The sequence below is a fragment of the Micromonospora sp. DT53 genome (assembly GCF_049841535.1).
Lineage (GTDB): Bacteria > Actinomycetota > Actinomycetes > Mycobacteriales > Micromonosporaceae > Micromonospora.
Genome location: NZ_JBNCKM010000006.1, coordinates 1 through 13,752 on the forward strand (window position 1 = coordinate 1; position 13,752 = coordinate 13,752).

Consider the following 13,752-nt stretch of genomic DNA (forward strand, 5'->3'; position numbering starts at 1 on the left):
GATCTACCAGGAGTCCCGTTCCCGTTATCCAGCAGGGGTTGACCCGCCGATCACAGCCCTAACGCAACGGCGTTGACCAGGATGTAGTGGCGTCAGGATGCGCCGAGGCCACTACATCCTGGATATAGCGCGATCTTGAGCACGGGATGTCGCCAGGCGGTTCGGCGAGCATCGCGGCAGGCGATCCTCGGGCCGGCCGGCCAGGGTTCAACCTGTGATCCACTCGGTTTCACGGAAGTCGCGCTTTCCGCCTCGCTCGGACACCGCGTCTTCAAGGAAACCGAGTCGATCATGCCGTCAGCACGGCCGCACAGCGCCGCCGGCATGGCCGGAGATCGCCGCCGGCATGGCCGGAGATCGCCCCCAGCCCTGTTGGAGGCCGCCGCCAGCATGGCCGGAGTGCGCCGCCAGCCCGGTTGGAGCCGCCGCCAGCGTGGCCGCAGACGTCGCCACACCCTGCCCGGCCTGGTCGCCGCCGACTGCCCCCCGCGGACTGCAGGCCACGCCGGCGCGGACGCACGACTGTGCCGGCCGTCGACACGAGCTGGTGGGTGACGTCGACATCGCGCGTCCGTTGGCGCGCGGTCGGAGCGATCGTGGGTCGGGTCAAGCGGGCCTGCGAAGGGTGTGGCCGCCGCGCAACCCCGAAAGGGCCCTTCCGGTTCGTGATCAACTCGGGTTCCTTGAAGGCGCGGTGTCCCAGCGCCCGGGACACCGCGCCTTCCGTGAACCCGAGTTGATCATTCATTCGTCTCGAGGGCCGCGACACGAATGGACTCCACAAGGAGGGTTAATCGGATGAAACAGGCATGTGCGCAAATCTGACTAAACCGGTTGTGACCTGCCAAAACTGCTGCGTCCGGCGGTCGGTTACCTCAGCTGAGCGCCAGCACCGGTCAGTTCTGCGGGCTTCCGGCCCGCGACCTCACGTTGATCATGATCTTATTGGCGGGGCGCGACATGAACGGCGATGGCTTCATCACAATGGGCCTGGGGTGCGGAGCGGGAGGTGGACAAAGGGTGCAATTTGCGCGGCGAGTCGGGGCCTATGGGCTCCTGCGGGATTCGGGTCGGGTCTTGGTGGTTAGGGACGGCGTGGAGGGTGAGTTTCCGGGCGTCTGGCGTTTGCCGGGCGGTGCCGTCGAACATGCCGAGCACCCGGAGCGCACCGTGGTCCGCGAGGTCGCCGAACAGGCCGGGCTGGCGGTGACGATCACGCGACTGCTCGCGGTGGTCGCCGATGTGGTCAGCTTTCCGGAGGGCAGGGTCGCGCTGCACACAGACCGGCTGATGTTCGAGCTCAGCGCGCCACACGGCACACCGTCCGAGGGCACGCGGTCCGACGGTGAAGCGCGGTCCGACGGTGAAGCGCGGTCCGAGGGCGCGCGGTTCGAGAGTGCACGGGCCGAGGGCGCGCGGTCCGGCGGTGCGCGGTTCGACGGCGCACCGTTCGAGGGTGCGCGGTTCGAGGGTGCGCGGTCTGAGGGCGGGCTGCGGGGCGTTGGCGCTGGTCTGGTTGATCAGGCTCGCTGGCTTTCCCTGGCCGAGGTGGCTGAGTTGCCGTTGACCCCGTTCACCGCCGAGGCGCTCGGCCTGCCGGTCACCCCACTGCCGCCCGGGACGCACCGGTCGCGGGACCTGTTTCCGCCGTCGCATCCCGACCGTCGGCTGCGGTTCGGGGCGTACGGGCTGGTCACGGACAATGCCGGGCGGATCCTGCTGACGGAGATCGCGGAGGGCTATCCGGGGGCCGGTCTGTGGCATCTGCCCGGCGGTGGCACCGATCACGGTGAGCAGCCGGTCACCGGGTTGCTCCGGGAGTTGGTTGAGGAGGGTGGGCAGGTGGGCCGGGTGGTGGAGCTTCTTGGCGTCAACAACCTGCATAATCCCGCCGCGCTGGGCCCGGAGGGCCGGCCCCTGGACTGGCATGGCGTACGGGTGATCTATCGGGTGCTGGTGGACGTACCTACCGATGCGGTGGTCACCGAATCCGCCGGAGGGTCGACGGCACGGGCGGGGTGGTTCACTCGGGCCGAGGCGGTTGACCTGCCGTTGAGCGACATCGCTGCCGTGGCAATCGGACAGAGTGGCCGATAGCACGCCGCTCGGTGAGCCGAGATGGTGACCCTCCGGTACAGTCGGAGGCGGGATTGATGGAGGAAACGGGCGATGATGCCCGGGATGGGAACAAGCGAGCGGTTCGAGCGGTTTAAGCCAGATATAAGTACCGCCAGCAGCTATCGCCAAGCCACGTTCCCCTATGCGATGGTGTACTCCGCAAACGGCTGCCGGCCAAGGCAAGGTCCGGCACGAGACAGCCGGACACCCGCCACACGGCGGTAAGCAGATCCGGTGATGGAGGAAACGTGCCGAGAGCCCTATGGCGCCGGCGTCGTACTACTGACAGTCCGCGCCCCGCAGGGCGTCGCTGGGCGGGCCGGTTGCGCCGCAGCAGCACGTTCGCCCGCCAGGTGCTGTTGGTCCGGGTGGGTCGCCGCGACGACGACCTGGCCCCGACCGAGCACCGGTACGCCGACCGGCAGCGCCGTCGCTACGGCCTGGACCGGCTCAGCCGACCGACACTGGGCGTGGACCCGACACTGGGCCTGGACCGCGCGGACATTGACGCGATCATGCCGGTCAGCCCGGCGATGCCGCCGATGGCGCAGGCCGACGAGGCCCGCTCGATCCCGCTGCTCCCCGGCGAGCGCACCCTCGCGCGCCGGATGAAGTTCGGCCTGGTCAACGCCTGCACGCTGGCCAGCCTGATGCTCGGCATGCTGGCCATCTTCCTGGCCATGCAGGGCGAGGTGCGCATTGCCGCGCTCTGCCTGATCGCCTGCGTCGGCTTCGACGGTCTGGACGGCGCGCTGGCCCGACGGCTCGGTGTGGCCAGCCCGTTCGGCGCGCAGATGGACTCACTTGCCGACATGTGCTCGTTCGGTCTCGCCGCGCCGGTCGTGGTCTACGCCTCGCTCGCCGGCTCCGTTTCCACGGCCGCGGCGGCGGTGGCGTGCGCCCTGGTCGCAGCGTGTGCCGCGATTCGACTGGCCCGCTTCAACGTCTCGCCGAAGGACGGTCGTTTCTTCTGCGGGGTGCCCACCACAATGGCGGCGGCCGTGCTCGCCGTGACCGTGGCGATCGGCCTGCCGGTGCCCGGTGCCGTGCTGGTCGCCGGGGTGGCGCTGCTGGCGTTCGCGATGGTGTCGAGCTTCCCGTACGCCAAGCTCGCCCGCCTGGTGAAGCTGCCGCCGTGGCTGTGGTTGGCTCCGGTGATCGGCGCGCTTGTCGACATCCGGCTCACGTTCGCCCTGATCGTGGTGGGCTACCTGGTCAGCGGGCCGGTGCTCTGGCTGCGGCAGCGTCGTACCGCCTGATGTGAGCTGACAGAACGGGGCGCCGCGGACAGCGGCGCCCCGTTCGTCGTTCGCGGGTCAGCGCCAGCGGGCGATGACCGTGGACCCACCGACCACCTTGTCGCCCGGCCCGACCAGCGGGTCCGCGGCCTCGGCGGGCAGGTAGACGTCGGTCCGGGAGCCGAACCGGATCAGCCCGAAGCGCTCGCCCTTGGCCAGCAGCGCGCCGATCGGCGCGCGCTGCACGATCCGGCGGGCGATCAGCCCGGTCCGCTGCGCGACCACCACCGGGCCGCGAGCGGTGTCCAGCACGGTGTACGCGGCGACGTTGTGCTCGGCGTCCGGCTTCATCGCGTTGACGAAGCCTCCGTCGGCGACGAAGTAGTCCACCACCTTGCCGGCGACCGGTGAGCGGTTGACGTGCACGTCGAGTACCGAGAGGAACACCGCGATCCGTAGCCACTCGCCGTCGCCGAAGCGCTCGTCGTACAGCCGCTGCACCGACAGGACCCTCCCGTCCGCGCTGGCGACGACGGCGCTCGGGTCCTCCGGCACGTCCCGTTCCGGATCCCGGAAGAACGCGGCGACCGGCCCGGCGGCCAGCGCGGGCAGCAGCCACAGCTTGGAGGACGGGCGCGCCACCCGGGCCAGCGCCGCGAGGCCCAGCGCGATGCCTGCCGCCGCCACGCCGTTGGAGTCGATGTGCATGCCCCGGGTCACCGGCACACTCGACGGCCGGTACGCGGGGGTCAGCCTGTCGGCCGTGGCCGGGCTGGCGGGGCTGAACCGCAGTCGGTAGACCCGCACCGGTGGCGAGTTGCGCAGCACCAGGTCGGCGCCGACGCCGTAGAGGGCGTCCTGTCGGGCCAACTCGGCGGCGGCGCCCTCGGTCCGGCCGGGCGTGGCGACGGTCGCAGCGCTCAGCACCGCCCCATCGGTCAGGTACTTGGCCAGCCCTTCGATGGCACTGCGGGTCGCCTCGGCGGTGCCGGTGTACGCCTCACCGGCGATGACGACCCCGGCGGTCTCGGCTTCGGCCAGCGAGTCGATGACGTTCACCCGGTCGGCGACCCAGCGGCCCTGGGCGGTGACGTGCTCGCGGAGCGCCGCAGCGCCGAGCGGCTCGGCGGGGACCACGGTGAGCCGGTCACCGGGGAGTAGCGCCTCGACCGCTGCGGCCAGCACCGCTGAGTCCGGGTTCACCCCGACCAGCAGGGCGACCTTGGCGTCGTTGATCCGGGCCAACTCGGCGACGAGGGTACGGGCGGCTCGCTCGCCGATGCGGACCGGACCGGACCGGCCGGTGGTACGCACGGCGGAGGACTGGGTCATGTCGGGCGGGCTCCTGACGGGGGTAGAGACGGGAATCGCGGCGGGACCGCCATGGGCGGGACGGGCCGGCCGGCGGAGGCGAGATCTCCACCGGCCAGCATATGCGTCCGTCCGCGCCGGCCGCACCGCCGTGGGGATGCGGTGGACCGACGCGGCCCGGTGCCCGAGGTCAGGCTTCCCTGCGAGGGCCCTCCCGCTCGTCGTCCGGCTGGTCGCCGACGCCCTCGGTCGGTTGGTTGGACCGGGTCGGCTCGTTCCCCTCGGACGGTGTCGGGCGGGCGAGGATCCCGATGGTCGGCTCGTCGTCTCCGTCGCCGGGCTGGCCGGGGACCGGCTCGGTCGGCGGCTCCGCTGGCGGATGTGCCAGCCAGGCCGGGTGGATCACGTCGTTGCTCGGCGCATCCTCCGCCCGCACCTCGGTGGTCGGCGTCACCAGCGTCGGGTCGGAGACGAGCTGCGGGTCCGAGACGAGCTGCGGGTCCGAGACGAGCTGCGGGTCCGAGACGAGCCTCGGGTCCGAGGACGGAGCGTCCCAGGTGGACCGTTCGGCTTCCCAGACCGGCAGGGCCGCGCCGGACGTTGCCGCGCCGGAGACCGGCACTGGCGCGCCGGAGACGGGCGTGCCGGAGACGGGCGCGACGGCCTCGGCGGCCCCGGCCTCGGCGGTGGGCTCCGGCTGGCTCGGCCGACCCGAGCGCAACGCGCCGACCAGCCCGAAGACCCCGATCAGGATGAGCGCGCCGGCCAGGAACCAGCCGACCGGCGGCAGGGACAGCCCGAGTAGTTGGGCGAGCAACCACCAGGCGGACAGCGCCAGGAACACGAGCCCGAAGGCGAACGACACCAGATCTGTGCGGTGGGCCTTCACCGGGTCACCTCCAGGTTGCCGGCATTGACATGGATGTAGAGGCGCAGGGTCCCGCCGCCGGGGCCGTCCGCGCCGACGTCTGTGGATTCCTGTAGGCGGCCGTCCAGCCCGCCGGAGCGGTTGCCGAAGATGGTGGCGTCGCCTGCGTTGACGTCGGCCACGGTGGTGACGTCCACGTTCGGAGGGACGACCACTGTCGCCTTGCCGAAGTTGACGGCCACGGTCACCTGGCTGTCCCGTTTCGCGAAGTCGATTCCGCGTAGGTCGAGCACGGCGTCACCGAAGCTGTTCTCGTACCGGTCCGCCAGGTCGCGGTAGTCGGTTGGTGCCCAGGTCACCGCGCCGTCGACCCCCCGGATCCGGTCGTAGGACTCGGCGACCGTCGCCGTGCCCAGCGCCGCCGCGGTCACCAGACCGAGCGCGATGAGCCAGCGGGCCCGCCCGAACCACGTGCCGACCAGCAGGCCCAGCGCGATCGTGGCCAACGCGGCCGCGAAGTACGCCGAGGCGCTGATGGCGAAGACGTCCAGCAGGTCGAGCAGGGCGACCACACCGAGCACCAGGAAGATCAGCGAGAAGGTCACCGCGCCGAGCGGCGACCGCTCCTTGGGGCGCTTCGGCGGCTTCGGTGGCTTGGGCGGAGGAGGCGCGGCCGGGGTCGGCGAAGCGTACGGGCCGTGTGGCGCGAACGGCGGGCGGTAACCGGAGGGCGGCGGGGCGGTCGGATAGCCGGCCGGGGCAGTGGGTGTGCTGCTCGCCGGTGCCGACGGCCAGCCGGCGCTGGGCGTGGCGGCGCTCGGCCAGTCGGGCTGGGCAGCCGTCGTGGCGGCCGGTTGCCCGGACAGCGGGCCCATTCCGGAAACCGGCTGCGGCGCGGTGGAGGGCAGCGGGCCGCTTGTCGGCGGCACGTCGTACGCCGGGAGGGTGACTGTGGGCGCCGCCCCCGTCGTCGTGGTGGCGTACCCCGGATTGGTGCCGAACATCGGCGGCGTCACGGCTGGGCCGGTCGACGGCGCCGTGCCGTACGACGGTGCGGGCCAGGTCGTCGGCGGGACGACCGGGCCGGCCGGGTTGGCGGACGGCGCGGCGGGCGGCGGACCGCCCGGGGCGCCGGGACGTGGATTGCGGCCGTCCCGGTTGAGCAGGAGCGCGCCGGCGACCAGGATGGCCGCGCCGAGCAGCACCGCGCGGAAGGCGTCGGTGACGATGTACGCGAAGCTGGCCGCGACCAGGATGCCCAGGACGATCACCGTCACCGGCGACATGCTGGAGCGACCGCGTCCGAGCATGGATTCGACGGGGGACGCGGTGTCGCCCTCGTTCGGGATGATCAGCCAGGCGGCGACGTACACCAGGATGCCGATGCCCCCGAAGAACCCGAGCACCGCGAGCAGCACCCGCCAGAGCACCGGATCGGTGTTGGTGGCGCGCCCGATCGCCGCGCAGACGCCGGCCAGGTACCGGCCCTCGCGCGGTCGGACCAGCCCGTACCGTGAGGTGAAGCCGGTGCCGCCCAGCGGCGGTGGCGGCGTGGACGGACCGGGACCACCCGGCCCGGGTGGCGTGCCGCCTGGGCCGTAGCCGGTGCCCGCCGCGAACCCCGGGCCTGGGCCGTGGCCCGCCGCGGACGGCTCGTAGCCGCCGGGTGTGGCGTCGGCGGTCGCGTCGGTGGCTGCGTGTGGCCCGAACGTGCTGGGTTCGGTCCATTCGGTGGGCGTCGTGGTGGGTGGGGGCGGTGCTGAACCGCCCGGCTGTGCCGACCCCGGTCGGGGCGGCGGGGCAGCTTCCTCGGTCATGCTTCGATCCTGCTGCCCGGTCCACCCGAGCGACCTCAGGACCCGACCCTGACCCCACCCTGAGATCCGGCGGCCGGAATGTCGGGGGCCTCCCCGTGGTCGCGGACGCCGCAGCGTGTGACGATCGAGTCACCGACCTCGACCTGTCCGCCACCGTGACCAGGGAGCCTCCGATCAGCACCGTGACCTCGCCCCCGCGCCTCTACCGCGCACCGGAGCACCGGATGGCCGCCGGCGTCGCCGCCGGCATCGCCGACCATCTCGGCATCTCGGTGCTGCGGGTGCGTGTCGCGTTCATGGTTCTGCTCGGGCTGAGCGGGCTCGGCCTGCTGCTCTACGCGGCCTTCTGGGCGGTGGTGCCGCTGCGTCCCGGTGACACCGCGGTGCCGCCCCGGCGGGACGTCGCCCAGCTTCTGCCGTTCGTGGGGATCGGGCTGGGTGTCCTGCTGATCCAGGTGATGGTCTTCGACTCGGTCGGCGCGGCGGGCACCGCGGGTTGGTTGGTGGCCATCATCGCGGTCGGGGCGGGCGTGATCTGGCACCAGTCGGCGCCCGAGCGGCGGCGACAGTGGGGCGAGGCGATGCCGGTGCCCTGGCTCGGCGCGGTCGTCGAGGAGAGTGACCGGCGGGCCTTCGTGCTCCGGTTCATCGGCGGGGGAGTGCTGGTCGCGGTCGGCATCATCGGCGTCGCGGCCGTCTACTCGCCGGCACAGAACTTCGACGCGGTGATCAACGGCGTGATCTTCGCGCTGGTCGGGTTGGCGGGCGTCGGCGTGGTCGCCGCGCCGGTGCTCTGGCGGACGTACAGTCAGCTCCGCTCGGAGCGCGAGGGGCGCATCCGTGAGCAGGAGCGGGCCGAGTTGGCCGCGATGGTGCACGACCAGGTGCTGCACACGTTGGCCCTGATCCAGCGCAACGCCGGCGACGTCAAGACTGTGCAGCGGCTGGCCCGAGGGCAGGAGCGTTCCCTGCGCAACTGGCTCTACAAGCCCACCGCCTCGCCGAGCGAGCGCTTCGCCGCCGCCCTGGAGCAGGCCGCCGCCGAGGTCGAGGACACCTTCGCGATAAGCGTGGAGACGGTGGTGGTGGGGGACCGGGAGACCGACGAGAAGGTCGGCGCGCTGGTCGCGGCCGCGCGGGAGGCGTTGGTGAACGCGGCCCGGCACGCCGGCGTGCAGACCGTGTCGCTCTACGCCGAGGTGGAGCCGGATCAGGTCAGCGTCTTCGTCCGGGACCGGGGAAAGGGCTTCGATCCGGATACGGTGGAGGACCACCGGCACGGCGTACGCGGCTCGATCATCGGGCGGATGAAGCGGCACGGCGGACGGGCCGAAATCCGGTCCGGCCCGGGGGAGGGGACCGAGGTCCGGCTGATTCTGCCGATCTCCCGGGACTCGTCCGCAGCGGAGAGGAACAGATGACCATGGCCGAGCAGTCGACCGAGCACCTCGACCCGGCGGAGGCCCGCCCCGAGCGGCTGCGGGTGTTCCTGGTGGACGACCACGCCATGTTCCGGGCCGGGGTGCGCGCGGAGTTGGGCGCCCACGTCGACGTGGTGGGCGAGGCGAGCACGGTGGCCGAGGCGGTCACCCGGATCGCCGCCGTCGGCCCGGACGTGGTGCTGCTCGACGTGCACATGCCCGACGGTGGCGGTCGCGCGGTGCTGGAGGCGATGCGGCGTACGCACCCGCAGGTCAAGTTCCTCGCGTTGAGCGTCTCCGATGCGGCGGAGGACGTGATCGGGCTGATCCGCGCGGGTGCCCGGGGATACGTCACCAAGACCATCTCTCCGGACGAGCTGGCCGCCGCGATCCGTCGCGTGGCCGACGGGGACGCGGTGTTCAGCCCACGGCTGGCCGGTTTCGTGCTGGACGCCTTCGCGGCCCGGCCGGACGCACCGGTGGCCGACCCGGAGCTGGACCAGCTCACCAACCGGGAACGGGAGGTGCTGCGCCTGCTGGCCCGGGGGTACGCGTACAAGGAGATCGCCAAGGAGCTGTTCATCTCCATCAAGACGGTGGAGACGCACGTGTCGAACGTGCTGCGCAAGCTTCAGATGTCCAACCGTTACGAGCTGTCGCGCTGGGCGGCGGACCGCCGCCTCGTTTGAGGGTGTGTCACAGCGGCGAGGATCGACGGTGTCGCCGGCGGCGACAAGCAGACAAACGTCAGGCGCGCCCTCGTACACCCAGCCGGTGATCGTGCCCGGGTAGCCCTAGGCGCCCTCATCCGGATGGGTCGAAACGTGAGTGGTGACGGACCTCCCACCGGGCCGGAGTGACCTCGGGGCTTGCGCACGGGCAGAGGCCGGCTGTTCGGGTCGCGCAACGTATTTCCTGCTCAGTGCCACCTCCGACGACCGCTTTATGATCATTTTTCAAGTATCGGCAACGTGGCGGGCAACTAACGGCTTGATAACGGCACCTTCACGGAAGAGGCCAGTGGGTGTCACAGTGGCAGCACCTCACCATCGGTGTGTGGCACTCCGTACGCCCCACGACCACGATTCTGCCGATCACGGCGGCCCGTGGCTGTGTCGATTGCGTCGTGCCGCGCCTCGTTGGTGGGGAAGCCCGGCGGATCGGAACATCAGGGGTGTCCCCAACTTCCCTGTGGTCCCGGCGACCCCCGCCCCGGGGTGGTCGGGCGGTGTCACCCCCAAACGTGCGTGAAACCCACGACGGAACCTGGTTAGAAAGAGGAGGCCCCTCGGAATGAGAGTCTCGAAGCGGGCGACGAGCGCGATCGCGCTCAGCGCGGCTGCCGCGCTTGTCGCGAGCGGTTGCTCGAGCGGTGGCGACGACAATTCCGCCGCCAGCGCGGATGGCTCGATCGTTGTTCACGGCGTCCAGCCGGAGAACCCGCTGGTCCCGGCGAACACCACGGAGACCGGCGGCGGCAAGATCATCGACTGGATGTGGACCGGCCTGGTCGAGTACCCGAACGACGGTGGGGCCCCGCGTAACGCGCTTGCGGAGTCCATCAACACCACGGATTCCAAGGTCTTCACGATCAAGATCAAGGCCGGTACCAAGTTCCACGACGGTACCGAGGTCAAGGCGAAGAACTTCGTCGACGCCTGGAACTGGGCCGCCTACTCGCCGAACGGCGCGCAGAACGGCACCTTCTTCGCGGACATCGCGGGCTTCGAGAAGACCTACACCTCGGACCCGGATGGCGCGGACGGCCCGAAGAAGGCCCCGGAGCCGACGGCCAAGGAGCTGTCCGGCCTGAAGGTCATCGACGAGCAGACCTTCGAGGTCACCCTGGCAGCGCCGACCGCGGTCTTCCCGACCAAGCTCGGCTACAGCGCCTTCATGCCGCTGCCGGACGCGTTCTTCACCATGAAGCCCGAGGAGTTCGGCCGCAAGCCGATCGGTAACGGCCCGGTGAGTTTCGTGTCGTGGGAGGACAACTCCCTCATCAAGCTGACGCGCTTCGACGACTACAACCTTCGCGACAAGATGAAGGTCAAGGACGTCGACGTCAAGCTGTACCAGGACGACAACGCCGCCTACGCCGACCTGCTGGCGAACAACCTCGACTTCATGGAGGTTGTCCCCACCTCGGCGCTCGCCGGCGACAAGTGGAAGACCGACCTCGGTGAGCGGGGCCGCTCGACCGTCACGCCGTCGACCGCGTTCATCGCGTTCCCGATCTACGACAAGCGCTTCAAGGACCCGAAGCTGCGTCGTGCGGTGTCGCTGGCCGTCGACCGGCAGGAGATCTCGGACAAGATCTTCTTCGGTACCCGCAAGCCGGCCGACAGCTGGGCGAACCCGCTGACCCCGGGCGCCAAGCCGGGTAACTGCACCGCCTGCAAGTTCGACCCGACCACGGCCAAGCAGCTGCTCGCCGAGGCTGGTGGCTTCACCGGTGAGATGGTCTTCTACTACAACTCGGACTCCGCCCACAAGGACTGGATGGACGCCGTCGCGCAGCAGGTCAAGACCAACCTTGGCATCAACGCTCGGGCCGAGGGTGTGCCGACCTTCGCGGTGTTCCGCCAGAACGTGAACGCCCACGCGATGAAGGGCCCGTACCGCGCTGCCTGGCAGCAGGACTACCCGGACGTCGAGAACTGGGTGAACCCGCTGTTCGTCACCAACGGCTCCTCGAACGACGGCCTCTACACCAACCCCGAGGTCGACGTGCTTGCCAAGCAGGCCAGCGGCGCTCCGACCCTGGAGGCCTCGCACGAGGCGTTCGCCAAGGCGGTCGAGAAGGTCGACCAGGACGTCCCGAGCATCCCGGTCTACTTCTACGGTCAGCAGTCCGGCCACTCGGAGAAGATCAAGAAGCTCGAGATCAACAACGTCGGCGAGGTCGACATCACCTCGGTCGAGCTCTGATCCGAACGGTCTGACCCCGGGTCGGGCTCGCCACATCCGGTGAGCCCGACCCGGGGCCGTTCCGCGATTGGGTGTTACAACACCCCACTCGCACGTTGTCACCACCGTGTCGGCCGTCCGACGCGCCCCCTGTCTGGAGGACCACCCCATGGGCCGTTATCTGTTGAGACGGCTGCTCCAACTCGTGCCGGTCTTCATCGGTACGACGTTCCTGATCTACTGGCTCGTCTGGGCCGTTCCCGGTGATCCGTTCGCCGGCAAGTGCGGCGAGCGTCGCTGCCCGGACCAGTACATCGCCTTCATGACCGAGAAGTACCACCTCGACCAGAACGTCTTCGTGCAGTACGGCAACTACATGAAGAACCTGCTCCAGGGCGACTTCGGTCAGACGTACCGGCAGACCGAGATCAGCGACATCATCACGACTGCCTACCCGAACACGCTGAAGCTGGCCCTCGTGGCGCTCGCCATCGAGGCGATCATCGGCCTCGGCGCCGGCGTGCTGAGCGGTCTGCGACGTAACGGCTTCCTGGACAACCTGGTCCTGGTCTCCACCCTCTTCCTGATCGCGCTGCCGGTCTTCGTGGTCGGCTTCGTGCTCCAGTGGCTGCTGGGCGTGCAGTGGGGCATCATCAAGCCGACCGTCTCCTCCGAGATGCGGTGGTCCGAGCTGATCGTGCCGGGCTTCGTGCTGGGCAGCGCGTCAGTGGCGTACATCGCCCGGGTGGCGAGAACGAGCATCGCGGAGAACCGTCGCGCGGACTACGTGCGTACGGCGATCGCCAAGGGCCTGCCGATGCGCCGGGTGGTGGGCGTGCACCTGCTACGCAACTCGCTCATCCCGGTGGTGACCCTGCTCGGCACCGACCTCGGTGCTCTGATGGGTGGCGCGATCGTCACCGAGGGAATCTTCGGCATCAACGGAATCGGCCGCCAGGTCTTCCGGGCGATCATCACCAAGGAAAGCGCCACGGTGGTAGGCATCGTGGTCGTCCTGGTGCTGGTCTATCTCGTGATGAACCTGCTGGTTGACCTGCTCTACGCCGCCCTGGACCCGAGGATCCGTTATGAGTGACCCGAGTACCGCATCGATCGTCAGCACCCCTGGCGCACACCCGACCGACTCCGCCGCCCCCGCCACCGCGGGCCAGCCGCAGAGCAACGAGAAGCCGCGCGGCCTGCTCGCCGACGCCTGGCGGGACCTGCGGCGCAAGCCGCTGTTCTGGATCTCGGCAACGCTGATCCTGATCTTCCTGCTGATGGCGGCCTTCCCGGCGCTGTTCGGCCCGGGCGATGCCGTCAACGGCTCGCTGTCCCGCAGCCTCGACAAGCCGTCCGCCGATGGCTGGTTCGGCTACGACGTGCAGGGCCGCGACGTCTACGCCCGGGTCATCTACGGCGCACGGGCCTCCATCGTGGTCGCCGTGCTCTCCGTGCTGGGCACCCTGTTCATCGGCGGCACCATGGGCATCATCGCCGGTTACCGCGGTGGCTGGGTGGACGCGCTGCTCAGCCGGATCGCCGACGTCTTCTTCGGTCTGCCCTTCGTGCTCGGCGCGATCGTCATCCTGACCACGTTCAACGGGTCGGGCTCCGGCAACAGCAAGGCCCAGATCATGGGTCTGGTGATCGCGTCGCTGATCGTGCTGAGCTGGCCGGTCGTGATGCGGCTGATGCGCTCCTCGGTGCTCGCCACCAAGGAGGCCGACTACATCGTGGCGGCCCGCGCGCTGGGTGCCGGCACCGGCCGGATCATCCTCAAGCACCTGCTGCCGAACTGCCTGGCCCCGCTGCTGGTCTACGGCACGATCATGGTCGGCTCGTTCATCGGCGCCGAGGCCACCCTGTCCTTCCTGGGCGTCGGTCTGAAGTCGCCTGTGGTGTCCTGGGGCATCATGATCAGTGACGGGCAGAATTTCGTCCGGGTCGCGCCAGGGCTGGTGTTCTTCCCCGCCGCGTTCCTCGTCACCGCAGTGCTGAGCTTCGTGATGCTCGGTGAGTCGGTCCGCGAGGCCCTCGATCCGAAACTCCGCTAGGGGAGATCCAGT

Annotated in this window: 9 protein-coding genes and 1 pseudogene; 7 read left to right on the forward strand and 3 right to left on the reverse strand. The window is 70.1% G+C overall.

All coding sequences use genetic code 11. The annotated features are described in order from the left end of the window. Window positions 1-960 precede the first annotated feature (960 nt). Window positions 961-2,097, forward strand: coding sequence for an NUDIX domain-containing protein (locus tag ACLQ3B_RS19475; RefSeq protein WP_425782148.1), 1,137 nt, complete (start codon window positions 961-963; stop codon window positions 2,095-2,097). 344 nt (window positions 2,098-2,441) lie between these two features. After that, window positions 2,442-3,377 carry a CDP-alcohol phosphatidyltransferase family protein gene (locus tag ACLQ3B_RS19480; RefSeq protein ID WP_425782149.1) on the forward strand — a complete coding sequence of 312 codons (936 nt, stop codon included), beginning with the start codon at window positions 2,442-2,444 and terminating at the stop codon, window positions 3,375-3,377. 57 nt (window positions 3,378-3,434) lie between these two features. Here ACLQ3B_RS19480 and ACLQ3B_RS19485 read toward each other — a convergent pair whose 3' ends face one another. The 3 genes and pseudogenes from ACLQ3B_RS19485 to ACLQ3B_RS19495 form a co-directional block, all read right to left on the reverse strand. Continuing rightward, window positions 3,435-4,688, reverse strand: a complete 1,254-nt coding sequence (locus tag ACLQ3B_RS19485) for a phosphatidylserine decarboxylase (RefSeq protein WP_425782150.1) — start codon at window positions 4,686-4,688, stop codon at window positions 3,435-3,437. 619 nt (window positions 4,689-5,307) lie between these two features. Then, window positions 5,308-5,556: pseudogene (locus tag ACLQ3B_RS19490) on the reverse strand (hypothetical protein); the annotation flags it as partial. Beyond that, a complete protein-coding gene (locus ACLQ3B_RS19495) occupies window positions 5,553-7,352 on the reverse strand; it encodes a PspC domain-containing protein (protein ID WP_425782151.1) in 1,800 nt (599 codons plus the stop codon). The gene ACLQ3B_RS19495 and the pseudogene ACLQ3B_RS19490, both read right to left, overlap by 4 nt. A 155-nt stretch (window positions 7,353-7,507) precedes the next feature. Here ACLQ3B_RS19495 and ACLQ3B_RS19500 point away from each other — a divergent pair, with 155 nt between their 5' ends. From ACLQ3B_RS19500 to ACLQ3B_RS19520, 5 genes are all read left to right on the forward strand, one after another. Then, a complete protein-coding gene (locus tag ACLQ3B_RS19500; RefSeq protein ID WP_238687763.1) occupies window positions 7,508-8,773 on the forward strand; it encodes an ATP-binding protein in 1,266 nt (421 codons plus the stop codon). A gap of 2 nt (window positions 8,774-8,775) precedes the next feature. After that, the gene (locus ACLQ3B_RS19505; RefSeq protein WP_425782536.1) at window positions 8,776-9,462 is read left to right on the forward strand and encodes a response regulator; all 687 of its coding nucleotides are present in this window, start codon (window positions 8,776-8,778) and stop codon (window positions 9,460-9,462) included. A 604-nt stretch (window positions 9,463-10,066) separates the two neighbouring features. After that, complete coding sequence (locus ACLQ3B_RS19510; protein ID WP_425782152.1) at window positions 10,067-11,704, forward strand: peptide ABC transporter substrate-binding protein; 1,638 nt, start codon at window positions 10,067-10,069, stop codon at window positions 11,702-11,704. Between the two features lie 148 nt (window positions 11,705-11,852). Continuing rightward, on the forward strand, window positions 11,853-12,779 hold the full coding sequence (locus ACLQ3B_RS19515) for an ABC transporter permease (RefSeq protein ID WP_425782153.1): 927 nt from the start codon (window positions 11,853-11,855) through the stop codon (window positions 12,777-12,779). Beyond that, a complete protein-coding gene (locus ACLQ3B_RS19520) occupies window positions 12,772-13,740 on the forward strand; it encodes an ABC transporter permease (protein ID WP_425782154.1) in 969 nt (322 codons plus the stop codon). Before ACLQ3B_RS19515 ends, ACLQ3B_RS19520 begins: the two co-directional genes overlap by 8 nt. Window positions 13,741-13,752 lie beyond the last annotated feature (12 nt).

Coding starts and splice junctions, on each gene's coding strand:
- ACLQ3B_RS19515 (WP_425782153.1), top strand. CDS start 11,853: ATGGGCCGTTATCTGTTGAGACGGCTGCTCCAACTCGTGCCGGTCTTC.
- ACLQ3B_RS19510 (WP_425782152.1), top strand. CDS start 10,067: ATGAGAGTCTCGAAGCGGGCGACGAGCGCGATCGCGCTCAGCGCGGCT.
- ACLQ3B_RS19520 (WP_425782154.1), top strand. CDS start 12,772: ATGAGTGACCCGAGTACCGCATCGATCGTCAGCACCCCTGGCGCACAC.
- ACLQ3B_RS19475 (WP_425782148.1), top strand. CDS start 961: ATGAACGGCGATGGCTTCATCACAATGGGCCTGGGGTGCGGAGCGGGA.
- ACLQ3B_RS19485 (WP_425782150.1), bottom strand. CDS start 4,688: ATGACCCAGTCCTCCGCCGTGCGTACCACCGGCCGGTCCGGTCCGGTC.
- ACLQ3B_RS19505 (WP_425782536.1), top strand. CDS start 8,776: ATGGCCGAGCAGTCGACCGAGCACCTCGACCCGGCGGAGGCCCGCCCC.
- ACLQ3B_RS19495 (WP_425782151.1), bottom strand. CDS start 7,352: ATGACCGAGGAAGCTGCCCCGCCGCCCCGACCGGGGTCGGCACAGCCG.